At 34.0% G+C, this 25,249-nt stretch carries 23 protein-coding genes; 7 read left to right on the plus strand and 16 right to left on the minus strand.

Annotated features, from left to right (window positions below; all coding sequences use genetic code 11):
• The first annotated feature begins 295 nt into the window (after positions 1-295).
• The 4 genes from ESZ50_RS02425 (at position 296) to ESZ50_RS02440 (ending at position 8,105) form a co-directional block, all read left to right on the plus strand.
• Positions 296-2,401, plus strand: coding sequence for a hypothetical protein (locus ESZ50_RS02425; RefSeq protein ID WP_148622015.1), 2,106 nt, complete (start codon positions 296-298; stop codon positions 2,399-2,401).
• Positions 2,402-2,779: 378 nt separating this feature from the next.
• Positions 2,780-5,083 carry a YobI family P-loop NTPase gene (locus ESZ50_RS02430; RefSeq protein ID WP_148622016.1) on the plus strand — a complete coding sequence of 768 codons (2,304 nt, stop codon included), beginning with the start codon at positions 2,780-2,782 and terminating at the stop codon, positions 5,081-5,083.
• Positions 5,084-6,430: 1,347 nt separating this feature from the next.
• Positions 6,431-7,171 (plus strand): hypothetical protein, encoded by a 741-nt coding sequence (locus ESZ50_RS02435; RefSeq protein WP_148622017.1) that lies wholly within the window; start codon positions 6,431-6,433, stop codon positions 7,169-7,171.
• Between the two features lie 190 nt (positions 7,172-7,361).
• Positions 7,362-8,105 carry a helix-turn-helix domain-containing protein gene (locus ESZ50_RS02440; protein WP_148622018.1) on the plus strand — a complete coding sequence of 248 codons (744 nt, stop codon included), beginning with the start codon at positions 7,362-7,364 and terminating at the stop codon, positions 8,103-8,105.
• Between the two features lie 32 nt (positions 8,106-8,137).
• Here the strand turns inward: ESZ50_RS02440 and ESZ50_RS02445 are convergent, their stop codons facing one another.
• The 12 genes from ESZ50_RS02445 to ESZ50_RS02500 all read right to left on the minus strand — a co-directional run bounded on the left by ESZ50_RS02445 (position 8,138) and on the right by ESZ50_RS02500 (position 17,571).
• Positions 8,138-8,548: a thioredoxin family protein gene (locus ESZ50_RS02445; RefSeq protein WP_148622019.1), complete on the minus strand. Its 411-nt coding sequence runs from the start codon at positions 8,546-8,548 to the stop codon at positions 8,138-8,140.
• 153 nt (positions 8,549-8,701) lie between these two features.
• Positions 8,702-9,028, minus strand: a complete 327-nt coding sequence (locus ESZ50_RS02450) for a hypothetical protein (RefSeq protein ID WP_148622020.1) — start codon at positions 9,026-9,028, stop codon at positions 8,702-8,704.
• A 117-nt stretch (positions 9,029-9,145) separates the two neighbouring features.
• Positions 9,146-9,769: a hypothetical protein gene (locus ESZ50_RS02455; RefSeq protein ID WP_148622021.1), complete on the minus strand. Its 624-nt coding sequence runs from the start codon at positions 9,767-9,769 to the stop codon at positions 9,146-9,148.
• Positions 9,766-10,278, minus strand: coding sequence for a hypothetical protein (locus ESZ50_RS02460; protein WP_148622022.1), 513 nt, complete (start codon positions 10,276-10,278; stop codon positions 9,766-9,768). Before ESZ50_RS02460 ends, ESZ50_RS02455 begins: the two co-directional genes overlap by 4 nt.
• Positions 10,279-10,296: 18 nt before the next feature.
• Positions 10,297-11,664: a phage tail tip lysozyme gene (locus ESZ50_RS02465; RefSeq protein ID WP_148622023.1), complete on the minus strand. Its 1,368-nt coding sequence runs from the start codon at positions 11,662-11,664 to the stop codon at positions 10,297-10,299.
• 108 nt (positions 11,665-11,772) lie between these two features.
• Positions 11,773-12,210, minus strand: coding sequence for a hypothetical protein (locus tag ESZ50_RS02470; RefSeq protein WP_148622024.1), 438 nt, complete (start codon positions 12,208-12,210; stop codon positions 11,773-11,775).
• 37 nt (positions 12,211-12,247) lie between these two features.
• Positions 12,248-12,613, minus strand: coding sequence for a hypothetical protein (locus tag ESZ50_RS02475; protein WP_148622025.1), 366 nt, complete (start codon positions 12,611-12,613; stop codon positions 12,248-12,250).
• 22 nt (positions 12,614-12,635) lie between these two features.
• Positions 12,636-13,253: a hypothetical protein gene (locus tag ESZ50_RS02480; RefSeq protein ID WP_148622026.1), complete on the minus strand. Its 618-nt coding sequence runs from the start codon at positions 13,251-13,253 to the stop codon at positions 12,636-12,638.
• Between the two features lie 132 nt (positions 13,254-13,385).
• On the minus strand, positions 13,386-14,621 hold the full coding sequence (locus ESZ50_RS02485; protein WP_148622027.1) for a hypothetical protein: 1,236 nt from the start codon (positions 14,619-14,621) through the stop codon (positions 13,386-13,388).
• Between the two features lie 12 nt (positions 14,622-14,633).
• A complete protein-coding gene (locus ESZ50_RS02490; RefSeq protein WP_148622028.1) occupies positions 14,634-15,890 on the minus strand; it encodes a hypothetical protein in 1,257 nt (418 codons plus the stop codon).
• Between the two features lie 12 nt (positions 15,891-15,902).
• Complete coding sequence (locus tag ESZ50_RS02495) at positions 15,903-16,718, minus strand: hypothetical protein (RefSeq protein WP_148622029.1); 816 nt, start codon at positions 16,716-16,718, stop codon at positions 15,903-15,905.
• 130 nt (positions 16,719-16,848) lie between these two features.
• Positions 16,849-17,571, minus strand: coding sequence for a hypothetical protein (locus tag ESZ50_RS02500; RefSeq protein WP_148622030.1), 723 nt, complete (start codon positions 17,569-17,571; stop codon positions 16,849-16,851).
• 330 nt (positions 17,572-17,901) lie between these two features.
• Here ESZ50_RS02500 and ESZ50_RS11810 point away from each other — a divergent pair, with 330 nt between their 5' ends.
• From ESZ50_RS11810 to ESZ50_RS02515, 3 genes are all read left to right on the plus strand, one after another.
• A complete protein-coding gene (locus ESZ50_RS11810; RefSeq protein ID WP_222860786.1) occupies positions 17,902-18,495 on the plus strand; it encodes a hypothetical protein in 594 nt (197 codons plus the stop codon).
• Position 18,496: 1 nt separating this feature from the next.
• Complete coding sequence (locus ESZ50_RS02510) at positions 18,497-19,399, plus strand: hypothetical protein (protein ID WP_148622032.1); 903 nt, start codon at positions 18,497-18,499, stop codon at positions 19,397-19,399.
• A 432-nt stretch (positions 19,400-19,831) separates the two neighbouring features.
• Positions 19,832-20,248 carry a hypothetical protein gene (locus ESZ50_RS02515; protein WP_148622033.1) on the plus strand — a complete coding sequence of 139 codons (417 nt, stop codon included), beginning with the start codon at positions 19,832-19,834 and terminating at the stop codon, positions 20,246-20,248.
• 75 nt (positions 20,249-20,323) lie between these two features.
• On the opposite strand, the gene ESZ50_RS11615 is transcribed toward ESZ50_RS02515, so the two are convergent.
• The 4 genes from ESZ50_RS11615 to ESZ50_RS02535 all read right to left on the minus strand — a co-directional run bounded on the left by ESZ50_RS11615 (position 20,324) and on the right by ESZ50_RS02535 (position 25,245).
• Entirely contained in the window at positions 20,324-20,521 is a 198-nt protein-coding gene (locus ESZ50_RS11615; protein WP_187387526.1) for a hypothetical protein, read from the minus strand.
• A gap of 499 nt (positions 20,522-21,020) precedes the next feature.
• Positions 21,021-22,394: a bacteriocin secretion accessory protein gene (locus ESZ50_RS02525; protein WP_148622035.1), complete on the minus strand. Its 1,374-nt coding sequence runs from the start codon at positions 22,392-22,394 to the stop codon at positions 21,021-21,023.
• 12 nt (positions 22,395-22,406) lie between these two features.
• Positions 22,407-24,557: a peptide cleavage/export ABC transporter gene (locus tag ESZ50_RS02530; protein ID WP_148622036.1), complete on the minus strand. Its 2,151-nt coding sequence runs from the start codon at positions 24,555-24,557 to the stop codon at positions 22,407-22,409.
• 34 nt (positions 24,558-24,591) lie between these two features.
• Complete coding sequence (locus ESZ50_RS02535; protein WP_148622037.1) at positions 24,592-25,245, minus strand: CPBP family intramembrane glutamic endopeptidase; 654 nt, start codon at positions 25,243-25,245, stop codon at positions 24,592-24,594.
• Positions 25,246-25,249: the final 4 nt, after the last annotated feature.

A 25,249-nucleotide genomic window follows, 5' to 3' on the forward strand; every position in this document is an offset into this window, starting at 1 on the left:
TTCAAAATAGTAACGGTTATACTTCCTAAGAGCTTGAAGAGCTACCACAAAAAAGGTGGAGACTATTCGATAGTTATCTAAATAATAAATTTATCAAAGTCAGCGTTTTGTAGATTCACTATATCAGACCACACAGCCGTGTGGTCTTTTTATTTAGTTCAATTTTTTATAGTGCGTAAAGTTTCACAATGATTATGTGAATCACTTTAGTTAGGTTAATATATGAATATACAGTTATCAAAAATTTTGGGTGAATTTCCGATAACAATAAATTGGGAGTAAGGGAAATTAAATAATGAGTAGAGTATGGCGTATTTTAGGGGCAGTGGGATTATTCTCTATTTTTACTTTGGGGATGCTTTGGTTTTTTAATGGCCGTCAAGTACACACAAGTGATAGTAATACAAAAACAATAACCATGACTGCAGTTAATTACAATACAAAAGTCGTGAATTTGAGTGGTGGCCAAAAGAACGAAAATATAGACACTGATAAAAATGGTGTTTTCGTACTAACTGACCTGGTGATTGATAAAGAGTATACAGTTAAGGGATCGAGCTTTGAAGCAAAATTCAAAATCAACAAAAAAGGTGCAGTAAAAATATTCGAAGGTTCATTAATTGCAGGAGCTTCTGTTGCTGTAAATGGCGTAAACTACTTAACACAGCCAAACGTCATAGATATCAGATCGCTCAAAGACAATGTGGAGTTAGTCGATGATAATGTAATATCAGTTAAGAATTATGATCATAAAATTAAAAATGGCGAAGTACTAATGCTACCCAAAATACCTGGACAGCCAAAAAATATCGTTGGTAAAGTAACACATGTACACGGCCAAAAGACACAAAAAGTTTCCCTGGAACCTGTATCACTATCTGATGTTTATCAGACGATTTCAACAAATGAAGCAGAGAATGTCACTATGGATAATGCCCAAGCTAGAAGTTGGGATGGCTCGAGTACAGGGGATGCAAGTACTGTCTACGCTGCACAGCAACCAACAGTCACCTTGTCTACAAAAAATGGTAATACAAAATTAGCAGTTCATGTAGATCTCGATAAAACTAACAAGGATGATTCGCTATCCAAAGACGAAAATAAAGGGTATGTTAAGAATTCAGGACAACTAGATGAAGAATTAGATTTAAGAATGGAAAAATTTAAGTTCAATGTCAAACATCCACAAAATACAATACTCGATATCTCAAGTGAATACACTTCGGATCTCAAGTATGACCTGTCGATTGGTGGACAAATCATTAAAAAAGATCGATTGATAGCAATGATTGACGTTCCAATAGAAGAAATTCCAGCATTAGAAGTGCAAGTGCCTTTGTATTTGCATTATGAAGCAGATGGTACTATAAAACTTCAATTAGATTATAAAAATAGTTTGATGGTTACGGCTGGCGTAAAGGATTCTAAAGCATACGCATCTATTACACCAACACAGTCATCAAACGTCGACGCTGATGCTACTCTTAGTGGTACCGTAGGCTTGCACGTTGCACCGACATTGAGATTGGCTTTCATTAGCCCCAAAATTTCTTATAAATATGGAGGTTTCGCCGAATATAAACAAGACAAGGGAATAAATAATCTTCTGCGTCTAGATGGATCAGCGAACTTAAAGTATAGTCAGTCGAATTCGAATGACCATAAGAATAATTCAAAGGAATTAATTTCAGGGTATTTGTATACAATCTTGACTTCTCCAACCGTAAATTGGTTTATGGGAAATGAAACTAACATAGATATTGGGCCATTTGAATTTTATGAAGGTGAGTCAAATAAAAACATAGATGATCCAAAAAATAATGGAGAATCAGATTTTTCAAAACTTCTATCGAAAATTGGTAATAAAATTTACAATTTCTCCTATGGTATAGGTGGTTGGTCAACACAGATGCTAATTAATCAAGATGGTACATTTTATGGCGAGTACTTTGATTCAGATATGGGCGATACAAGTACCGACTATCCAAATGGCACCACTCAACTCTCTACCTTTAACGGTAAGTTTTCAGAATTCAAAAAAGAATCCGATACACAGTACTCAATGATAGTTGAAGATTTAAAGTATCCAGAAATAGGTAAGGAAGCAGTTGATAATGGCACTAAATATGTTTCTGCTAATCCTTATGGCCTAGCAAAGGGAGATAAATTTATAGTTTATTTACCTGGAGAAAGCACATCCAATAAACCTGAAGAGTTATATGATTGGATTAGACACACGAGCCAGGATTTTAATTCAGAAACAGATAGTTTCTCACAACGTTTCACTAATGTTGTTTTATATGATGAAAACCAGCAATTTGGATGGTCTGCAACAGGTCAGATGGATATGACGTTAATTGGTTCGTTCAGTCAAGATGGCAATTTCACTCCAATAAAATAGTAATGCTAAAAAGATTTTTAAAAGATCAAAAAAATATAAATAATAATTTTTTTCAATAAATTTGAATCGAAGTCTTTGCCAAAAACATTTGAAATAAAAAGGCTATGACAACATAGCCTTTTTATTTGCTTCCGACATTTTAATCATGAATATAATTTCACAATTAATATGATAATATTGGTAGGTTGGGTTGATATATTATCATGTACCAAAAGAATTCTTTGAATGCGACTAAATTAATGCCATAGAAATCGGAGAACAATGTATAGAGTATATTATTAGATTAACGCCAAGCCAACAGCATCTTTAAGAGTGAACATCAGCTATTAGATATAATGATAGGATTTTACAAGTTACAAGTTAATTATAGGAGTGAAAATGATTCGCAATTCTCATACTATGGAGTCTTTGGCTCCTAGATCAGTTGATACTGACACACTTAACCGATATAAAGATATTATGAACGACGCACTCGAAAATGACTCAATTGATAATATTGCAATTTCAGGTAGTTACGGGAGTGGAAAGTCATCAATCGTAAACTCTTTTTTTGAACAATCTGCGTATTCAAAAGAAATACTTAGGGTGAGTTTAGCAACTTTTAACGAAAAAGATGGATTGAACAATGAAAATAAATATATTGATACTGTCAAAAAAAATGACAATGACGATCAGGTTATAGAAGCCAAGAATGTTTTTGCAAGTATGATCAATCAAATTATCTATCAAATTGATCCTAATAGAATTCCTTTAACAAGATTCAAGGTTAAAAAAGGGCTAAATAAATCTACTAAACTTGAAATTTTGACACTAGCTCTTTTGGTTGGTAGTTTATTTCTCAATTTAACGCCATATTATGGCAATGCCAAAGTAATTGCTGGTCGGCTAAGTTTTAGTGCAGAGACTTTGAGGACGTTTTTTAGTGTTTTAGAATTCCTTAGAAATATCGCAATAGTCGTCATTCCCTTGATGTTATTATGGAACATATTAGCAAACATTGAATTTAGTAAAATTAGTTTACTATCAAAATATGTCAAAGCAGAACTTTCGCTGGCAGGTGATGATCTCTTTGAAAAGTACGCAGACGAAATGCGTTATATTTTTGAGAGATCTAAGAAACGAATACTTGTCATTGAAGATTTAGATCGTTTCGAAGATTTATCAATCTTCACCAAACTAAGGGAATTAAATATAAAGCTCAATGCTAAAAGAGTTTCTGGCCAAAAAAGTATGCATTGGCAATTTGTTTACTTAATAAGGGACACTATGTTCACAGACCCACTAGAAAGGGTAAAGTTTTTTGATTTAATAATTCCAGTTGTGCCTTACATTTCAACTGGAAATTCGTATGAAAAAATTAGAACAATGTTTCCTAAGGTATCATTTAGATTAGCAACTATACTTGGCGAATATATATCTGACTACAGGCTACTACAAAATATAAAGAACGAGTTCGAATTCTATTATAACTTTTCAGAATTTGATAAATATGAAGAACTGCTGTCACTAATTAGTTTTAAAAACCTATTTCCCGCTGAATTTGATGTTTTACAGAATGGTAAAGGAATCCTAGCGGAAATAGTTAAAGGTGCCAAACGGGATGCAACAGACACCATAATACAATTGCAGCATGACAAACAAGAGATTACTTTGAAAAACTGGGATATAAATAATAATGGTAACTTAACCGACAAGGAACTCGAAAATCTGGCTAATCGTGTTAAAACAATTGATTTAAAAATAAATGAAACTCGCCAAAAAAGATTATCTGCGTTCGATTTTGAAAACTTTGAAAGTAAAGGATTTAAAATCAATGTGCTATTGAAAACTTTAGTCCAATATGATTTCATCACATTCGATTACTTAAAGATAATAAACAATTATTATGGCAAAAAAGATCACATCGCATTTTTACAGAATCTGAATACTGAAGGCTCTCTAAACTTAGACACTGCCGAAATGACAGATCTTCCAGGCCTTAGTAAAGAGTTGAGACCAAGAGATTATGGGTTAAAGCAGATATTAAATTTAGATTACGCGATTTGGCTTGCGAAAAATCAAGATGATGATGAAGATACCAATAATTTTAAAGTTTTGATCAACACTGCGCTTTCTGAGAGCACTGACTTTGTAGAAAATATGATAAATAAAGACAATTCTATCTATTCTAAAATTATTGCTACAAGATTAACTTTTAACTTTGATTTGAGTATACTCAATTTCGAGACATTGCCAATTAATGTAAAACTTGAAATTTTACATAAAAAACAGATTGATATCCATAAAGCCGAAAGTATATCAACAATTGCAAAATGGTTATTGAATACTCGACAGTTACGTTTAAAGGACCTTGTTGGCTTACTCAATGATCCTGATTTCAGGGTTGATTGGAAGCATTTATTACTTCAAAATTCAGAAGTAAAGAGACGATTGGACTTGGATTTAATTGATGACAAAAATTTGTGGCCGAACATGCTGGACTTTAACAATGCGAAACCATATCTGGAAACTGTAAAAACTTACTCTAATAGGTTCGGTTTTGATAACAGTTTAGTAAAATTTATCATTTATAACAACATCAATCTTAGCGACCAAATGAAAGATGAATTGAAAACAGATAATATTGACCTTGCAAATTTGGACCCTCATATCCGAAATCAATTATTGACCAAACTCAAATAAGAATAATGAGTTTATATAGATTAAAGCCCATCTAGTTAATTCTTAAAACTAGATGGGCTTTAAAGTCTAAGTTTAAGTAACCTAGCGTTAAAGATAGTCCTTTAACGCTAAGTTACTTTTAATTAATATTAGATCTATGGCCTACTCCGAGTATTTGTCCTAATACTAACATTTTATCCTTTCATCTATCTTTTATGATAATTTCGGATAACCCCTTTTGGCTACTGTCTTAGTACCCAGTAGTTTGCTTTTACGTAACGCACATGATAGGATGTATGCGCAGAAGCCGACAAGAGGTGCGAACTCTTACCGGCGGACAAGTTTCGGAATATGTGTGTTGGGCTGGTAAGTTAATTCTTATCAGCTTTTTCTTTATCGCATAGGCAGTTGCAATTTGAATTACAAATTTTCCTAATGCGGTTAGAATGATTGAGGTTGCCGTGGCAACTAGAACAATCAATATACACATAATCCCTTCCTATCCGGATCATTTCAGGACCGTCATTATTCCAGAATGTTTGTGAGATTCGAATACATATTCATCGACTCCCATCGTTTCATTGGACTATGTAAGATTAATTTATATTTGACGAACGGTCATAGTTTTAATAGGTGTTTCACCTAATTTACTTGCGTGTATCATGAACGCAATGTATAATATACATATACAAAGAAACCGGTAAGAGTTGCAGCTCCTACCGGCGGACAAGTCTTAGAGTATCTTGGTTAGTCGATTATTTGTTCTTAGTGAACTGATAATCGGCTTTTTTCTTTGTGTAATAAGCTTTTGACAAATTGATTGCCAAGATACCTATTGCACCAAGAATGATAGACGTTGCAATTGCGAACGCGACCAAACCATAAACCTCTCATATTTAGTATCATCTCTTCACCACCAGTCTTAGAGAATTTGGTGAGTAGTGTGAGTGCATACTCCATATAACTTGCCATAGCCTCCAGGTAATTACTCCTTTGGCTACAGCTTTAATTATAGCTTATTAGAGTTCATTTTAGAAATTTCAAAAAAATTTATTTATTTTTTCTTTCTTTAGTCTATGTTATTATACCTGTTGTAAAGAAGTTGGTAAGAGCTGCAACTCTCACCGGCGGACAAGTTTCAGAATATGTGTGTTTGGGCTGATAAGCTGATAAGTTAATTCTTATCAGCTTTTTTCTTTGTTTTATTTTTTCTGTCTTTGTATAATTAATTCACAATTGAAGTTATAAACTTGCCAAATTCTGCATTATCAAATAATATTGTAATAATTAGATACTATTCACATATTTTATTGAGTCAAATCAACATGTTACATTAGATACAATTCATTTAATACCGCAGGGGATGAAATGGCGAAAACTTACAGAAAACTGAATGAAGAAGATATTAAATCTCATCAAAGCATTCAGTTATTATTACAAGCCTTTGATATGTTTGTTGCTTACGTAAAATTTCAAACAAAAGTTGAAAGCTACTACTCATTAGAAAAGATCACAGGCATATCAAAATTAGCTTTAGCAACCCTCTCATCAAAAACCACACCACGTCCAAGCTGGAATACCTTCAAGAAGGCGATTATCTACGTAGCGGAAGCTGATGAGCATTTTGCTAAAGTAAAAATGTATGTAGAACAAATCGAACAAATAATACCAAAATTGTTTGAATTACAACTCTCTCAAGATCAAATTACTACCTACGCGAAAGATCTACGAACCATATTGGATGTAAACTGGGTTGTTACTTATGAAGCTCTAAATAGAAAATACCAAACCGCGGTAACACCAGGTCATATTTTCGATCGTTTAGATGCGAATAAACCTTTAGCGTTGTTTATGTATATCACGGACCATGAATTATTAGACGTAATTCCAGACAAAACAGAAGATCAAAAGTCTTCAAATAAAGAACGCTCATTATTAATGATGGCCAATTATTTCCTGGAATTTTACCCAAAAGATCATGTAATTGACCAATCATTGTTTAAACAATTGTCTGCAATCAAAATGCTGAATATGCCCATTACAAAAAAAGAACTAGGTTTAAAAAACACTCAGCTAGTTACAAATTTCTACAATTCTCAAATTGACTAAATCACTTAAAAACATCTATTTTGATTAGTGTTATTTCTATGATAAGATCCAACCTGCCTTATGAGTATTTCTAATGTCAAAGACAGCAGGTATTTGCTTTATCCCTTGCAGACCGGGTTGTATAGAGTCTATTTCATATATACTCGAGAAATACTATAATTAATTAGACTAGTGAATTAAGGAGGATAACATGGCGATAAATTTTAATCAGAACTTAGAGACTTCAATTTCAAACTTCGCTATTGAAGATCGCCTAAAATCACAATTTAATCTATTTAGAGAATGGCTAATACATGAACACCAGGCATCTTCTTTTGCGGAGATAGCAGACTTAACTAATCTACCTATATCAACCCTGTATCGACTCGAAAAAGCCAAAGTTAAAAAGCCTACGTGGGCACTGTACTCAAAAGTTATCAGATTTATGGGAAATATATCGGATGAGAAGAAAACGTCTAAAGACTTGATCCTAATAACAAAACAAGTCGTTGATTTTATTAACTCTCCTCTTCCAACTTTTTTAAAAAGCAACAAAATAGGAACTTACACATTCAAACTTTGGGATAAAACGATCCATAATGCACAGTCGCGAATTTCAGAATTTGGGCCAACTTCACAAATCCTTTGGAGTATTCCCGCTCACAAAGTTATTGACCTATATTTAACATTAATCAACAATAATGAAATCAATAGAATTTTACAGTGTAGTAAATCCATTTCTGAAAACGAAGCTAAAGATACAAATTACATATTTGATTTGTTGTCTACCTTTTTAGCAAGGACTGCCAGACTATCACCAAAAGAAATTTTTGATGACTTTGGTGTTGACCGTTCCATGTTGATACGTTGGAAGAACATTGTCGAATATAAAGATATATCGGGCGCTAAGAATATTAGTTTCGCAGGTAAATTACTCCTATTTCAAAACAAATAAAAAGGAATGGTATTTTTTTTACCATTCCTTTTTTATTTGACCAACCTGTCCACCAATTGACGATCAACTTTAACATTATTTGGTGATCCTGATGTCACACTATATAATTTAGTCGGCTCCGAACTCAAAATCATTGTTGGCACTGTTTTTATCTTATATTTTACAGCTAAACTTTTCCCTGGCTGGTTATTTGTTGAAACTCTGATTATCTTTTGTGCGCTAGTTTTGTGCTCTAATTCATCAATGTAAGGCATAAGTGCAGAACAATATGGACAATCATCTCGATAAAATAATATAGTGACTTTCTCTTCCTTGCTTTCTAAGGCGTAATCAGCCAATCTAGCTGTTTTAACGTGTGTAGCATTAACATGCCAAACCGTAAATAAAACGCTCGCACAGGCCATTAAAATCAGTCCTAGCACAAGTAAAAGTCTTTTATTCAATGTTTTACTCCCTTTGTACTCACAAAATGCTCGTAACCAGTTCAATTGAAGCAATGATCGCCAGACAAATAGCAAATACTACACTAATCATCAAAAGATCCATTGCGTTTTCTATTCCTTGATTGTGTGACTTAGTCATAATCTACTCCAATATTACAAAGCAAAAAGTGGTATACCCATCATCTCCAAAAATGAAACGTCATTAGTATTTTCAACGCTGATATAGTGAATGTTTTCACCGGTACGTTCATCCGTAACACTCAAATACCTGGTGTCTTTTAACAAATCACTTTCAACAATCAAAACATATATTCCAAGTTCTATTTCTGAGAATCTATCTATCCAATTGATTTGTTGAACACTTTCGATACCAATTGTCAAAATATCACTCAAATGACTTTCAAATGATTTTCTGTCTGTATAATCTTGGCTGTTAATTTCATGCTCTGGGATATTGCTTAAACCACTTACGTTACTCATTACTAATCTCCTAATGGGGTTAATTAATATATACATTAAATAAAACTATGATTATTTCATAATTGAAAGTTTACTCCATTATTCAAATATTTTAAAGCTATTCTTAAGATTGACTACTCAATTCACTTTACCTTTGTTAAGTACTTCTCTAAATCCTTGTACTCTTTCTACACTTTCTACCATTTTTTCCTTGCTATTTATTTCAAATTTATACTCGGTACTTTTTGTTAAGGTTGATTTTGAAAGTGCGTTGACACTGGTTGGAGTTGTAGCTAAGTACGATATCACTACACCATATTCTTTTTTATTTTTACTATCATTACTTTCAGGCAACTTATAAATAAATACATTAGTGACTTTTGAACGCAAATTTAAATTATTTATCATTGATTGTCCCGCTGTATCTTCGTCACTAGGCATTAGCTCATTTAAATCATCTGAACTATTCAATATTTTTTGGATTTTCTGTTTGTTTTCCAGGTACTCTCGCTGATTATGCCAACTATAGGCTTCTTTTGCTACTAAGTTTATTAGTTCTACAGGCTTTCTGTCCGTAGTATCTGGAACTTCCATAAGTAAATTGAGTTTTTTACTGGAATCTTTGTTTGAATTTTTTAGCATTTGATACTCTTTTGTTTCATTAGTCAGCTCATTTTTAATCCGAAACTCATCTAAACAAAAGATTAATGACAAGATAAGCAATAAACCAGTAATTATGTTCGTCCATGTTTTATTGTTCATGATGTTGCCTGAACTTTCTCGAATCCTATAATCTTATTCGTTACAGTATTATATTTAACCTTCACGCTTGTGTTGTTATCCAAGTTGCTTTTAACCCAGATCCATAAATATTTTCCACGTGATAATCGATAATAATAAGTCCAGTCTGATTCGTTGCCTCCTATTAATGGTTGTTGAATTTGAGTTGGTTGAAAATATAAATCTTGTGACATGAAATTATTTATTTTATTAACTTGATCGATTGTTGATGGGTTTGAAGATGAATCTGAGGTGAATTTCAGCAGCTCTTTTGTCGCAGTTCTTGCTTGTATTAATCCTTTGTCAGGATCATTGTTAATACTTTCAATTTCTTCTTTTATGCTAATCTGCTTTTTATTTTGTGTACTAACTTTATTTTTCATGTTTCTAACCGAATTATGAAGTACCCCGTCTGAAATTCCGGCAATTAAAAAAATACCAAGTGAAATTACAAATAAAACCATTGTTGAATTTTTTCTTCTACTATTCACAAATACATCCCCTTTTATTTATTTCTTTTCTGCATCTGACGACTTTAATTTATCCCAAGTCCATGTTGTCTGTCCCGACACAGATGTCAGCCCATCTTTCAAACCAAATATTGCCGAACCCGGATCATTTGATTGAGCTGTAGCGCCCCAATGTGCAACATTTCCATTTGCTCCTGTTGCCGTTGGTTTATATGATGAAATGTGCAAGTGATTACCCATAGAAATTGCAATTACACCACCCGATGCAGAATGAAGGGTCACGTATGGATTCCCATCTTTGGCCATTGAACCCATCGACCCCACTTGAGCTCCTGCTTCAATGTTTGATCCCACTTGTATATTTGAAGGTACACTCGATATCTTGAATTCTTGATATTGCACAATCATATCGTTATTTTTAACTGTGACGTATGGCATCTGTGAGACCCCATCCCCTTCACTCATTCCAATAACTTGTCCACTAGTAACTGAATAGATTCCTTGTCCTACTGGATCGCTGGGATGGGCAATTGGGTTGATATCCCAACCGTCATGTTGGCCACCATGATTCGGATCATTGATACCAGCAGTCAAAATTATGCCTTTTTCGTCTTTATCAAATACATATGGGGATGTTTGCCCGTTTCCAGAAACTGCTGAACAACCCGAATTAGTTGCTGCTTGATTACTACTTGCGTTTATATCAGCACCGGCTTCTGCATCACCTAGGGCGCCTGTTGCTGGAGTGGAACTTGCAAATTTTTTATACGCAGCTTCCGCTGCTGAAACACGTGTCGTTCCATGCCCGTTTCCACCTTGCCAGGTATTTGACATAAAATTTTGTTGGTAATCATATAAAGATGGAACGCTATCAGAATTACCTATCTCAACGTCAGACCACCACATAAATGCACCACCGTTTTCCCCTGATATTTCTTTGGTTGATCTCAATAACTTCAACAATTTTGATTTATTTGATACACCATATCCGCCACTACCCGAACCTTCATACATGAACTCACTTTGTAGCATTACATCTGTTGCTGACTTACCTTTTTTAGCGGCAAATGCTTTTATCTTACTTTCAGGTGCTTGATAGATTCCCCAGTATTGACCATTCGACGCAGAACTATCTAACTGTGATTCTTGTGTTACATTACCCACGACACTCGCTGCTGCAGCAGGAGTAAATTTTTGTGCTATCCAAAAATTATAAACATCCTTAGCATTATCTCCCGTGGCATTAACTAAAGTGGCATCTCCACCACTTGTCGAGCTTGTATCACAGGACTGATTGTTTCCTAATATAATCCATACTATGATAACCGTTAGAACAACAATAAGTACTGTTATGGTGATCGCTACAGCCGAAGCAATATAGGATTTTTTCTTCTTCTTTATCTTCACTTCGATGCTCCCTTGACTTTTAATAGGTTGTACTTTATATTATAACAAGTTATCCATTGGTTATATTGTGATATAAAAAAGACAACATCATAATTTGATGTTGTCTTTTTATACGTGCAATCTTGTAGTCCTTTGCCAAACGCCTTCGTAATTTAGCAAATCATTCTTAAAATAATTCACAAGTTGTTCCAATTCTTGCTCACTGGATAATTCAGAAATCTGAATCTCGTTAAGAATTATTTGTTTAATGATGGATGATAAATTATCAATTGTGAACTCACTTACCTCGTAATATAATTCATTTTCAAATGGATCAATATTTTTTAAATCTTCTGTTTGGAATACTGGGTGCACCAGTCCATCATTTTTTTCATCTACATACTCTTCAAAATATTTTTGGTTATATTCGTCGATCATACTGTAAGTTTTCTCTGCGCGATCTCCAAAAGTTGAATCAACATTATTCGGGATTACAAACATAGGTTGATGGTGGTTAGCATGTTTTTCAAGATACTGCAAAATTAATTCTTCGTTCAATTGATTCATAATGCCTTCTCTTTCTTAAATGTTTTAGGCTTCAGTATTAACGCCCAATCTCCAAATTTACTACATCGGCTCTTGTTAATCCCCAACTCTCTAGTTCCATATCAGTCATATCACTTCTTGGCGCGAATTTCTGAATTGTTGCTTTATTTACTTCCGGAAGTATCATATCAGCTTCTACAGTAATGAAATCTGGTAGCTTATTGACTTCTTCCAACAATGTTGAGGCAAATTCTATTTCTTTTTTCGCTCTCTCTGCATCTAATTTCCTGTTGTTCTCATCAATTCTCATCTGCACATAGTCTGTAATTGAGATTGTTTGCTTAGTTTTATTGGTCTTTTGCGCCGAATATTTTTCGAATTCTTCATCAGTTAATTGAAATACTTTAGAGATTTCATTTGTCATTTTATTACCTTCTTTTTTTTAACTAGAGTCTTTCGTTTATTGAACTAATTCTGGATAATGTCAGCGAGGAGTCGTTTGGCTCTTCTTTTATACTTTTAACTAGTTTACCTGCCGTTACGCGACTAACGTCTAATCTATTAGAAAGTTCAGATGAACTATATTCAGAAACTTTCACTCTAGCGGTTTCATACTGTGAAATTGTAAATTTCAACGGTGTTTCAGCTATTTCAATTTTGCGCTGTAGCTCAGCGTTAGTTTCAAAAAGTTTTCTCTTTTTTGCCATAAGATGCTGTAACAACTCCTCTGATCGATTTGCCTCTAACGTGTTAGGAAAACTTTCGAAATAATTCTGCTTCAGCGCCTTAGTGTTTGTTTCATATTCTAACTTCCACGAAATGTACTTTAATAAACCTTCATCGTTCATATTGTCAAAAATTCTATTCAACATAATTATCTTATACAAATTCTTAATACGAATTTTTGGGGATATACCAGTTAGGTAAGTCTCTAATGTATCGGCACTAATGCCGAGTACGGCTGGTAAAGAATTATCATCTACTTTCATGGACCTCATTTTTTTTAGAACATTTTGCAACATTTGATCGAGTTGTTCTATGTTCACATCAATCATTACCTTCATGTGTAAAATCCACCTTTCGAGAACCGAGATTATATTATCATTATAATTACACCACACACGATTTGTAAACACTATTATTTAAAATAATGTTTACAAAATAAAAAGTTCCAATTATTTCTAATTGGAACTTTCTTATACAGCCTGGGACTCAAGAGAATTTACAGCTGACTCTGCAGTCGGAATTGTCGCATATTGATTTGTTTGTATTGTCTGTACTGATTGATCAATTTTATGTGCCGCCTCATAGGATGCATTAACAGAGTCAGTTATACTCTTTGCTATGTCCACATTACCTTGAGAACTATTGGGCTGGCTGTTTGTCTTACCTGCACCAGTAATTGAATTTACATAGGAGTTTGCCCATTCTGACATGGCCGCTTCACTCTTAGCGATCTCCGCAGACTTTTGTTGACTCTCCGTAATTGAAGCAGCGTTTGACGACGCTATTGAATTTGCTACTGACTGGCTATCTGCAATACTTTGAGCTATGCTATTCGCTTGTGATTGGGCAGCAGAGTCGGCCGATGTACCATTGCTTGTCTGTGACCCATGATTTTTGTCATCACCCGCAGAAGTTGATGGTTTACCTTGTTCATTTTCTTCACCAGTTCCTCCGCCAATTCCACCACCCGTTACTATTCCACTACTATTGCCTCCTTTAGCTCCCTCCCCGTCAGCATTAGACATTGATTGACCATCGCTACCAGGGATTGGTTTGCTGATTGATAGTTGATCGCCTTTAGAACTAACATTATCATTGTTTTGCAATTCTTTAACAACTCCCAAAGAATCAGTTTTATTTGGTTGTCCATTTGTAGCAAGTTGTTCGGAGTTATTCTCTGGCTTTTTATCTGAGTCAGACTTATTACCTAATACGTCCTTCACAACATCAGATAATGTCTTTGGTGAACTATCTCCTTCAAAATTTGAACCAATTGCTTTCTTTTGTTTGGTAGGATCCAAAAGATTTTTCAAATCGTCATTAGTTGATTCACCATTTAAGACTGATGCTAACTTGTTATTATCTTTCTTAACCTTCTTAGTTTTTCCATCAGACTTCGTTATTTTACTAATTGAGTGAGATTCCGATATTCCTAAATCTTGGTTCTTACCTGTTTTCTCTGTCCTATTGTCACTACCCTGATGCATGGCGAATGTTCCGGTGCCAATCAACAAAATAGCTGCAAGTCCTGCACCACTTACTGCGACTTTTTTCGTAGGCTTTACGAGCTTTCGCTTTGATTTATCAATTCTTTTATTTGGTATCTTTCGATCTACATTTTTTGAATTTTTTGGAACTTCAACCTTTGAAGACTTTTTCGTACTTGCCTTCCTTGGCCCTTTTCTATTCAAATCTTTCAATGGCATATCTACTTCTCCTTATTGTTTTGCTAAAGCATCTTGAATCTTACCTTTGTAATCTTCTAATACTTTTCTTTGTTCATCTGATGGACTACCGTTCAGCCCCTGTTCTATTTTATTCAACTGAGTGTAAGCATTTTGCCTGTCCTTGATCATTTCCTTTAACTTAGAATTATTCAACTTTTCAGCATACAACTCAGCCTTGGCCAAGTTTGATTTTTTCATATATGAATATCCGATATATTGCAATCTAGTATTACCAGCATCATCAAGGTTCATTTTCGGAACCAAGGCAATCACTTTATCGTAGTCTTGGTTTAGAAATGCAAGATCCAAATTATAGTATTTGCTTTCATTTAATCTTTTATTCTGTAACAAAATCTGTCGCTTATTATTTTTACTACTATCTTGCATTACCAAGTCTTCGATCTTATTAGCATCATGATAATAGCCAATTGCTTCGTCGTACCTACCCTGATTGATTAGTGTTTGTTCTGAAGGTTTCCTGTTAATTAGTAGCAAGGCAATAATAAGAATAGCAACTAACCCAATAACCCAAGTAAACAGCCTTTTTGAAAGAAAAAATTGCTGTTTGACTACCGTTGGCTGCAATTTCTTGATACGTGGTGATCTCTTTTTTGAAGGTTCTTTTGAGGGTTCTTTTTTAGGTGCTAATTCTATTGGGTTCTTTTGTTTTACTGTTTCATTCTTTGTAAGTTCGCTATTTTCCGGAGAACTTGCAGACGGTGCCCTTGACGATTCAATTTCAGCTTTAAGCAAATTTTCTGAGCTCTTTGTTTCGAGCAATTTTTTAGGCTCATCTTTCTTGTCTACATATCTTTTTTTCAAAATATCAAGAACCGCACTCTTATTTTGATTTGCTACCGGTTTATTTAACTGATTCAATATCTTTTCAAATTGAATACCTTGGTCCGTCACTATAAACACATCGGTGACGAGTGATGAAAAATCAACTAAATTATCACCAAAGGACTCTAATTTTTCAACGTCTGAAATAATAGCTAATCTATCAGATTTAGATCGAATTTTGTCAAAAGAAATCAGAATATCATCTCTTAAATCCGATACTTCAAATAAATTTACCAACACAACGGTATTATCGTTTGTTTCAACATCCATGCTCACATAGCTACTTAGTGATGTAATGTTTTGTACCATCATAAACATCCCAGAATAAGGCATCTTATTGACCTTATTACTAAAATATTCAGCTGATTCGTAGGACATGATAGTCTGCAATATTCTCTTTCCCATGTTCCCCCCGCATCATATTTTTCTTACTTCAAAATATTCACTATCCGTATCTAGCAAATTTGCGTATTGAGCAACTAAAAATTTTAGATCAATTTCATCTAATGGACCGCCGTTTATAATTTCCATCAAATACTGTGATTTATTGTCCATCTGATTAAGAAAGTCATCTTTAATAATTGTCTTGTTCACCACATTGATAGAGAAAAGTGAATCTCCGTTTTCTAGCGAAGATAAAGCATTGGCATAAGCATCATCCCTAACAACGGTATCAGTTGAATATACACGTCCTATGCTCATAGTTGGAATTAACGAATCAAGACCTATAATTTGCTCAGAGAAGCATACATGTCTGTAAAATTGATATCCAGAAATCACACCCAAATTAAAAATACCAATAACATAGTGCGTAAATTCCGAATAGTCACTGTATCTTCCTGAGGTACTCTCTAAGTTGTTCATAACGTTATCAGTCAACGCCATAATAATTGTCTGGTTATTAGCTTTTAAAGTTTTCTTCTCAAAAATTGAGAAAAAACCGAGACTGGAGATTGCGCTGTTCTTCTCAGAGAATTCGTATGAAGTTCCAAATCTTGCTAACGTCTCAATGGCTCTTTTCCCACCTTCCACAAAAACGTTAGAGATCATTCTGTTAATAGACAGAACACTTTCTTTCGAATACGAATTAGAATTTTTTACAAGAATGGATTCCAATTTCTGTCGATAATACTCAACATTTACACGAAAAACAGGTAATACTTCTTCAACAACTCTATTATCGTACTGCTGAATCAAATCATTCGCTTCTAAAACATTTAAATTTTTTATCATATTACAATCTTTCAATAACCTTTTAAAAACAATTATATAACACTATGGTGATTAATCACATTAAAAAAAGCCCTTTGTCAGGGCTATTCATTAGCAGACAAAATTCGTACTTTTGTCACTCCTTTGAGATTTATATAATTGTATACATTTGCAATTCTGAATTCTTTTCGCTTTTGAGAAATTTTGGGAGAAATGAACCATAGGATATGAAGTACATTTTGCCAGGCATAGAATAATTAAAATCAACTTTAGCGAGAGGCATTTTGTCATTTATTAATTTTTTTGATAGCGGAATTGCCACATTTAATGTTGGCTCATTACGAACTGAAAGTTGCTCGTTCAACGAGCTAATTGCGCGAGTTGTCTCTAATAACATTGTTTCAAAATCTTCAAATGATAATTTTGAAAACAATATATTCGCTGGAAATATATCAAAAAGTATCCAATTACGTTCGTCATTTTGAACAGGATAATCAGTTACAGAAAAAACTTTTATTCCTGAAAAATTTTCATTGGTCTGCTTAATATATTTGTTCAATAAGACCACGTTAGATCGTTCAATTTGTCGCTGATTCCTGCCACCAAATGTAATGAAAATAATTACTAAAGGGATAAGAGAATTGACAAGTAACACAAAGTTAATTGGCAAAATTCCAATGAGTAACAATATAAACATTATGGCAAATATGAGTACTAAAAATAATGCGGCTACTTTCGAATTTCTATATGAACTGTACTTTTTGTATGTCGTAAAATTTCTAAAAGTACCAAACATATTTTTGATCTTTGAAACTTGTTTTGTATTTTTCAGTTCTGCTTCAGTCGTTAGATTTTTCTCGTTATTTTTGTCCACTTCAATTACCCCTATCCTGATCATTGTTAAATCCGTATACAAATTCTTATCGACTTATGATAACATACATTTTATTAATCATTAACGTTATTTTCATAAACCTTTTTAGATAGAGTCAATAACAGCAATGATTTGTTCCTATAAATTTTCCTAAGCTATTTTGATACATTCAGACTGTTCGACTAGTCATTACACTACTCATTTATGATAGTTTCATTGAATATAGTGCAATACTAACGAATTGTGTCAAAAGCACTGTTCATAGTACTTACGGCTGACTACAAAACTGTAACTATTACACCAAAATAATAAGAAAGGCGTGATTCAACAATGACAAATTCTAATTCCATTAGAGTTCACAGAGATTATTCTTTAAACAGACTTTTATGGCTTATGCAAATAATCCCTAATTCTCCCTTCTACGAACTTGAAAATCTGTTCCCCTCTATCTCGAATAACACACCTTTAAGGCAAAGAAAATTAAATAATCTAAGTGAAAAAAAGATTGTACTTAAACAAGCTGCCTCTGAATTTAATGGGGTCATACCTTCGGGCGTTGCGATATGGAATATTGGCCCAAATGGACGAAGTTATCTCATTGAAAACTCAATGGATATGTATATGCCTGACGAAACGATTAGTGTTCATTCTGTTGGTATTCATGCGATGGCTTATCGAACATTTGAAGTTCTAGCGTATATATCACCTGAGCTTTTCGAACAATTTGAAATCACTAGATCAGTAAATTTTGGAGATAAGTTTTTCCCAGATAGAACTTTTAATTTGGTGTTCGCCCATACTCAGGATACAGCGCTTAATTCTAATTGGTATAGTTTTGTCGAATTACTTAGTCAACAAAATTCGCTTCTTCCTGACACTAAGAATACTGATCAGAATGACGACGAAGAGGAGGTCCCTTATTAATATGAAGTATGGTCAATTATATTTTGAGTACGACAGATCAACAGAACAAATAGAAACAATCTTATCAAAAATAAATCGATACATGGACCACCTTATTCAAAAGAGCGAAACCGCAATATTAACGTTGGCTGTACAAGATGGATCTGCATCAATGAAGAGATACAGGGGATTTGATTTAACCTATGATTCTTACCCTGCAAAAAGACTTGCAAACATCATTTCCAGCATTGCTAGCGAAAATGAGATATTATCGAATTACATACAACTATATTCATCTGGGCAATTCAAGATTTTAATAAGTGGCCTCCGTGAAGCTGGCTACTTCTCTGCATTATCCGTTAATTCATTTAACTATGGTCAAGATAATTTAACGCTATTCAGTTCTGCTCTGCAGGAACTTTTGAATGTTTTTAACCAACACAAGCAATCGACGGAAGCCATAATGATTTACCCCGTGTCAAACGATTCACATTCAGATATTCTGGCATTATTCGGTGTATTCGATTTAACTACTCGATACCTGACCCTAATTCCAATAATTGGTGACGATCCTTTTGAACTATGGCACAGCACACGACGTGGCAAGCTTTCTGCACAGTTATTTGATACCGAGGCAATAATTAGCAATTGGCAGTCATTTAATTCATTAATTCCAAGTAACATTAAAATTGCGGACTATCCTTTGTGGCTAGAACCTCAATCTAATTATCAATACATCGGAAATGCCAGTACTAATTTTGCTGAGCCAACTGTGCCGAATACATTACCTTTATTACAAACTCACGAAACCAATCTAACTAAACTTGTCGGGAGCATTCCGACTTATGCTTCTCTCAACGGGCTAAAGATACAAGTAAAAGCTTTCGATAAATACAAACCAAACCAACGAGCAGTTCTTTTCTAGGAGACTACCCGTTCACCCAATCTGCAAGCAGATTGACTTCACTACAACGCTACGCTGCTTAAAAACCGCCAAGCGGCTTTTTAAGCACTCCGCTTAGAGATACGGCCCTTAAAACGATACTGCGTATCGTTGGGCCTTTTTAGCCCTCACGGGCTTGCAAGGTAATCAAATGCTTATTAGAACCTCCTCCAGCGACAGAGTGAGCGCCTTTCATGCAATTGCCTAACTAGTCTGTACTTTCATGCAAAACAGCACAGGACATCGCTTAAATGAGATCCTGTGCTGTCTTTTTTGGGGATGTCTCCCAGATTAATCATGCTTTTATAAACTGGCCGTCTATCCAAATAGATAATATCCACACTCACTATTGTATAATCAAACTTAGCTGGTTATCAGCATTAAACACTACTATCAAATTTGGAAGTATCTGAGATGAAAACATTAGGTCTTTATACAGAAATAGCAAATAATTACAACAAAATAAGTACTGCCCCTTTTCGCATTCCAAGCTCATTAGGCAATGATGATAGGCATCTTTTAATAGATGATTATGGATTAAAACTATACATGACGATTATGGCCAGTAAAGTCACAAAAATAGAGTTCTTTATAGACGATATGGACAACCCAATTTATCCTGGTATTTTCCAGAGTTTTGAGTTTGGCATGAAGTGGTCTGGCACTCCCAGTTTTATATCGAGCCTGATAAATGCAAAGAACAACATTGGGCACACATTCCAATCAGTCGGGGATGTATGCTACCAAGCAACTGTAGACCAGAAAAATCTAAAGTTATTCATTACACTAACACCCGTCATTAAAGAATTTACTCAAATACAGAATTCTTAAACCAAAAAAAGAGTCAACTCTTTATAAAGTTGGCTCTTTTTCTCTTCATGTATGAACAATATATTCCGTAAATTATTACTTTGTAACAGACTTCTCACGCAAATCTGATTTGAACATCCCCCACTCATCCTCATTTAGTAACCAATCACGTTTAAATATGAAAAGGCCCACTTTTTTACCATGAGACACAAAGACCAACATGTACCGTCTTGAACTGACACTTCTCTTGATATCACTCAGTGAGACCTCAGCCTGATACAGATTTGTTTTCATGGAAATAGACTCATTATCTACAGAAGCCTCAATATGCCTTAAAGGATACTTTTTATAACCCACTTCTGCATGTAACGCGAGGGCTAAGTATAATGCCGCTGGATACATTATCAGCACAGCAAATAAAATCAAAAGTACAAACTCAAATGATGGAAAATACGTAATTTTAGCGGGGTAAGCAATTGCAATTCCCACAAGAATCAAGAGTCCGAGCATTTTCCTTTAGTTATGTAGTGTTTCAACAATCTCGATATTAATTGCATCTTGTCTTTCATATTCTCCGTTAAATTTGTAATTCATAATCAGTTTTGTACTCACATTTCAATTTATTAATAGCAAGATATTTCAGTCAGAAATCATATTTATACTCTTAATCATAATATATCCAAGGTTGCAATAACACCATAAATTCTATTATCAAAAGCATTTATAGAAGTGATGACTAGCTAAATAAAATCGATTATCTAACATCCTGACATTAGCATGCTATGGAGCGTTTTTACTTGTCTAGAACTTTATCCTTAATATAATTAAACCAGGTTTTTTCCCCGGTGATTATTGCTACTTTCCCTTGAGTGCCATATCTTATGTGCTCAATGTCTTGACTCTTAATTTTTGGAATTTCAGCAACCACTTTGTAGTAACTACCTTTACCTACTTGAGTTGTTGCATTATCTATTTGTGTAACAATGCCGTTGATGACCATTGGTCTTGGAACGTCCTGAACTATAGAATATCGGATTTTTTGTCCATTTTTTATATTGCTAATTTCACTGCTTGTTATATAGAATACAACCGTCAATTTAGTTTCCTTTGTCAACATTGGATAAATCGAAGCGACATTACTACCACCAGGAATATAATTCGTCTTTGTCAGGTTTGTATTTAAATGGATAATCCCAGCTTGTTGTGCCTTAACAGTTAGAGTTTTTGCAACATCTGCGGTTTCAGACTTTTTCTCAATAATAGTATTAATAGAATTTTGAGTGGTTTCTTCTTGGTTTTTTATATCTGCAAGTGTTTTACTCTTTAATTCTTGTATTTGTAGAAGTGTTTGATCGGGTGAAATTATATTTGTTGTGTTCACAGCATCTGCTTGTTCTCTGAGTCCTGTTGCAGAGGATGATAATGAGTCAATCTGCTTATTCAATTCTGCGATCGTGTCTTGCCTTAATTTATCCTTGTCAGACTGCAGGGATAGCCCACTCAATTGTGAGTTGAAACTATCATACAAATATTTATACGAGTTCGTCGTATCAATACTTGTACCATTTTGAACAGCTGAAATAATTTGATTATATTGGCTAATTAGGTCTTTTACTTTATTCTGGTCGTTTGTAAAGTTTCTTTTTTGTGTCTCAGCTTGATTATTACTATTGGTTCTATCGTCGTTTGCCTGTTTGAGTGAGGCATTTAGTTCTGAAATTTGTTCTTGATAATTATTAAAAAGATTTGAATAGCCAAAAGTATCGGCCTGTTGAAAAATTGATTTCCCACTAGAGACACTACTCTCATAATCATTTAACGCCTTTAATCGTGCTTTCTCATTAGATAGTTGAATTGCCAATAATTTTTTACTGGCTTGAGTATCTGAATTCTCATAAGTAATTAACGTTTCCCCTTTTTGCACTGTTTGGTTTTCATGAAGGTTTAATTTTTGTATTTTTTGATTACTTGTAGATTGCACGGTTGATAAGATACTTTTCGGTGCAATTTCACCAACACTCTTTACCGTTAGTTCCTTATTCGTGAATAGAGCAAATATGACCAATATAATCAACCCAATTGTTATTGGAATAATTATAATTGTTGAATAAGTCGTATACCTTCTACGATAAAATTCAGTACTTGCAAGTTGTTGTTCATCAAACATAATGTTTGTCCTTTAACTATTGAATAATGTAGAGTAATGGCCCTCTTGAGCTATTAGATCTTTATGTGACCCCTCCTCGGCAATTTGCCCACTCTTCATTACAATTATTTTGGAAACTCGTTGCGCAATTGTTAATCTATGCGCAACAAAAATAATCGTAGTGTCCTTTAAAGCTAACAAGTTATCAATGACTTTTTTCTCTGTCAGAACATCTAAGCTGCTCGTAGATTCATCAAGTATAAGAATGCTACTCTTTGCCAAAAGCGCTCGAGCTAAAGCAATTCGTTGTTTTTGACCACCAGACAATCCACTACCTTCTGATATCTCAGTTTCAAGGCCTTGTGGCATTTGTTCAATATCATCAGCAATATGCGCCATTTCTACAGCCCAGAATACATCCTCCATAGTGGTGTCATCTTTTGCGCCAAGCATAAGGTTATCAATAATTTTCCCAGTAAAAATATACGGTTCTTGAGGTAAATAGGTCACCATCTTCCTTAATGCCTGCTTATCAATTGTCTGAATATCTATCCCGCCAATTAATATTTTTGAATCTGATGACGACGGTTCAAAAAAATTAACGATCAGTTTAGCCAATGTGGATTTACCAGACCCACTAACTCCTACGAGGGCTATTTTTTCATTCTGTTTAATCGTAATATTAATATCTTTCAGCACTAGATTATCAAAACTATAACTAAAATCCAGATGTTGAATGGTAATTGTTTTGTCAGTCGGAATTCTGCGTGAAATAGTTTCATTAACGTTAAATTCTGTCGGTACTAGATAGACTTCATTTAGTCGATTACTGGCGACTCTTGCAGACTGAAGTTTGCTCTGTAAATTCAAAATATTTTGCAGTGGGTTTGTAAAATAATTCAACAGTGCATTAAATGTTATTAGTTGTCCTATGCTTAAACTATTATTAATTACAAGTATTGCACCGTACCAAAGTACGGCCACATTGAAGATTAGCTTAAGAAGGTCCTTAATGGTTGACTGAACTTGTACAGTTCTCTGTAAATTGAAAGATTTTTGTAGTATATCCAGATATTCTTTGTCTATTTTCGAGTAACTGACACTTTCACTTGATAACGCCTTAATAGTTTCAATTCCAGTCAAGCTCTCAATGATACTCGAATTAAGCATAGACCCCGATTGCATTAATTCATGATTCATCTTTTCAAATGGTTTCGTGAATATCCAAACCACTAAAAAATAAAACGGAATTGCACTCAATGAAATAAGAAAAAGTTTCTCATTTTGAACAGCTAACGTTATTCCTACAATAATCAGAATTCCTAAGTCTAGAAAAATTGAAATTATAGTATTTGAAATGGCGTCAATAATTGTATTAGCGTCATTAAATCTCGACGTGATCTCGCCAATCCGGCGTGTTCCAAAAAAAGACATTGGTAACTCAAATAGATGCTTGATGTAAGATAAAATAACATCAATCGAGAGTCGTTGACCAAGAACTATTAGTAGATAATTTTTCGCATAATTTAATATTTGCTGAATAATATAAGAAATTATAAGTCCGATTGAGATGATCCCGAGGGTATTTTTCATTCCATTCGGAATGAATGTATCAATTAAACCTTCAAAGTAATATGACCCAACAATGCTGATGATCGTGACCAATAATGAAGCCAATACAATATTTAAGATTAATGATTTCTGTCTGAATATGACTGGTAAGTAGGAGTTAAATGTTTCTTTATCACCTTTTGAGGGTTTAAATTCTGGCTTTGGGGCTATAAATATCGCAGTACCAGACCATTCAGACTCGAACTGTTTATAAGACATACGCGTCTTTCCAACCCTATTGTCAGGATCAGCTATTTGTAAATAATTCTTTTTGACACCATATACTACATAATAGTGAAGTAAATTTCCGCCCTTTTTAACGTGAGCAATAAATGGCAAGGGTAAGTCACGTATATCGAACAAAGTCATATCCGCCTTAATAGCCTTTGTTTCAAAATTCAATGTACCTGCTGCTTTAACAATCCCAAGTGCCGTTGTTCCTTCTAGACTTGTCTTTGCTAAATCTCGGAGACTTGCCAAAGAATTTTCCTGACCATAGTTACGTAATAACATTGATAGAGCAGCTACCCCACAGTCACGTTCATCTATCTGTGCAACATAATGTATCTTCATTTGAGTAATTCCTTATTGTGCTTCCCGTGCCTAACTAAACTAACATCGTCAATATATTATTTAATATATGTAATCCGATAGGCACTGAAATCTTCTTGGTTTTTAAATACGACAAAGATAGAATTAATCCACCTACAAAATAATTTACGGAATTTAAATCAAAAGTTCCATTATGTAAAAATGCAAATAATAGTCCGTTAAAAATAATGACCAGTAAATACCGCCAACTTGATCCAATTTCCATTATCGTACTATCCCGAAACTCCTTAATAAATGTTAAATAGTACACTCCACGAAACAATAATTCTTCCAAAATTGGCGCAATCATTGCAAAATATATTGTCAGCACTATTTTATGACTTTGTACTAAATTAAATACACCTACATTATTATTATTTGCAGGGAGTAAATTATTGTTGTTCAATATAATAAAAAATATTTGATTTAGCAACATCAATACTGCAAAAAAGACGAAATTTAGAGTATCTGATTTGCCAATTGAAAAGTCTTTCAAAGTATATTTACTAAACTTGAAAACCGTAAGAACAAACCCACATTGTGCTAGAAAAGAAACAGCAATAATTATAAATAAGGTAACAAAATTCTTTGTTGTCCCAATTAAAGCAACTGGAATGGACGCAATTAGTTCAAAGAATAATAAAAAGCCAAGAAAACGTAAAAATTTCATTTAT

The organism is Weissella muntiaci (assembly GCF_008107635.1).
GTDB classification, from domain to species: Bacteria; Bacillota; Bacilli; order Lactobacillales; family Lactobacillaceae; genus Weissella; species Weissella muntiaci.

Excerpts from the sequence above, each read along its gene's own strand:
- ESZ50_RS11615 (WP_187387526.1), bottom strand. The coding sequence starts at position 20,521 with ATGAAAACAAATCTGTATCAGGCTGAGGTCTCACTGAGTGATATCAAG.
- ESZ50_RS02490 (WP_148622028.1), bottom strand. The coding sequence starts at position 15,890 with ATGGGAAAGAGAATATTGCAGACTATCATGTCCTACGAATCAGCTGAA.
- ESZ50_RS02495 (WP_148622029.1), bottom strand. The coding sequence starts at position 16,718 with ATGATAAAAAATTTAAATGTTTTAGAAGCGAATGATTTGATTCAGCAG.
- ESZ50_RS02525 (WP_148622035.1), bottom strand. The coding sequence starts at position 22,394 with ATGTTTGATGAACAACAACTTGCAAGTACTGAATTTTATCGTAGAAGG.
- ESZ50_RS02455 (WP_148622021.1), bottom strand. The coding sequence starts at position 9,769 with ATGAACAATAAAACATGGACGAACATAATTACTGGTTTATTGCTTATC.
- ESZ50_RS02480 (WP_148622026.1), bottom strand. The coding sequence starts at position 13,253 with ATGAAGGTAATGATTGATGTGAACATAGAACAACTCGATCAAATGTTG.
- ESZ50_RS02485 (WP_148622027.1), bottom strand. The coding sequence starts at position 14,621 with ATGCCATTGAAAGATTTGAATAGAAAAGGGCCAAGGAAGGCAAGTACG.
- ESZ50_RS02450 (WP_148622020.1), bottom strand. The coding sequence starts at position 9,028 with ATGAGTAACGTAAGTGGTTTAAGCAATATCCCAGAGCATGAAATTAAC.
- ESZ50_RS02425 (WP_148622015.1), top strand. The coding sequence starts at position 296 with ATGAGTAGAGTATGGCGTATTTTAGGGGCAGTGGGATTATTCTCTATT.
- ESZ50_RS02470 (WP_148622024.1), bottom strand. The coding sequence starts at position 12,210 with ATGAATCAATTGAACGAAGAATTAATTTTGCAGTATCTTGAAAAACAT.
- ESZ50_RS02515 (WP_148622033.1), top strand. The coding sequence starts at position 19,832 with ATGAAAACATTAGGTCTTTATACAGAAATAGCAAATAATTACAACAAA.
- ESZ50_RS02440 (WP_148622018.1), top strand. The coding sequence starts at position 7,362 with ATGGCGATAAATTTTAATCAGAACTTAGAGACTTCAATTTCAAACTTC.
- ESZ50_RS02535 (WP_148622037.1), bottom strand. The coding sequence starts at position 25,245 with ATGAAATTTTTACGTTTTCTTGGCTTTTTATTATTCTTTGAACTAATT.
- ESZ50_RS02530 (WP_148622036.1), bottom strand. The coding sequence starts at position 24,557 with ATGAAGATACATTATGTTGCACAGATAGATGAACGTGACTGTGGGGTA.
- ESZ50_RS02510 (WP_148622032.1), top strand. The coding sequence starts at position 18,497 with ATGAAGTATGGTCAATTATATTTTGAGTACGACAGATCAACAGAACAA.
- ESZ50_RS11810 (WP_222860786.1), top strand. The coding sequence starts at position 17,902 with ATGACAAATTCTAATTCCATTAGAGTTCACAGAGATTATTCTTTAAAC.
- ESZ50_RS02475 (WP_148622025.1), bottom strand. The coding sequence starts at position 12,613 with ATGACAAATGAAATCTCTAAAGTATTTCAATTAACTGATGAAGAATTC.
- ESZ50_RS02435 (WP_148622017.1), top strand. The coding sequence starts at position 6,431 with ATGGCGAAAACTTACAGAAAACTGAATGAAGAAGATATTAAATCTCAT.
- ESZ50_RS02430 (WP_148622016.1), top strand. The coding sequence starts at position 2,780 with ATGATTCGCAATTCTCATACTATGGAGTCTTTGGCTCCTAGATCAGTT.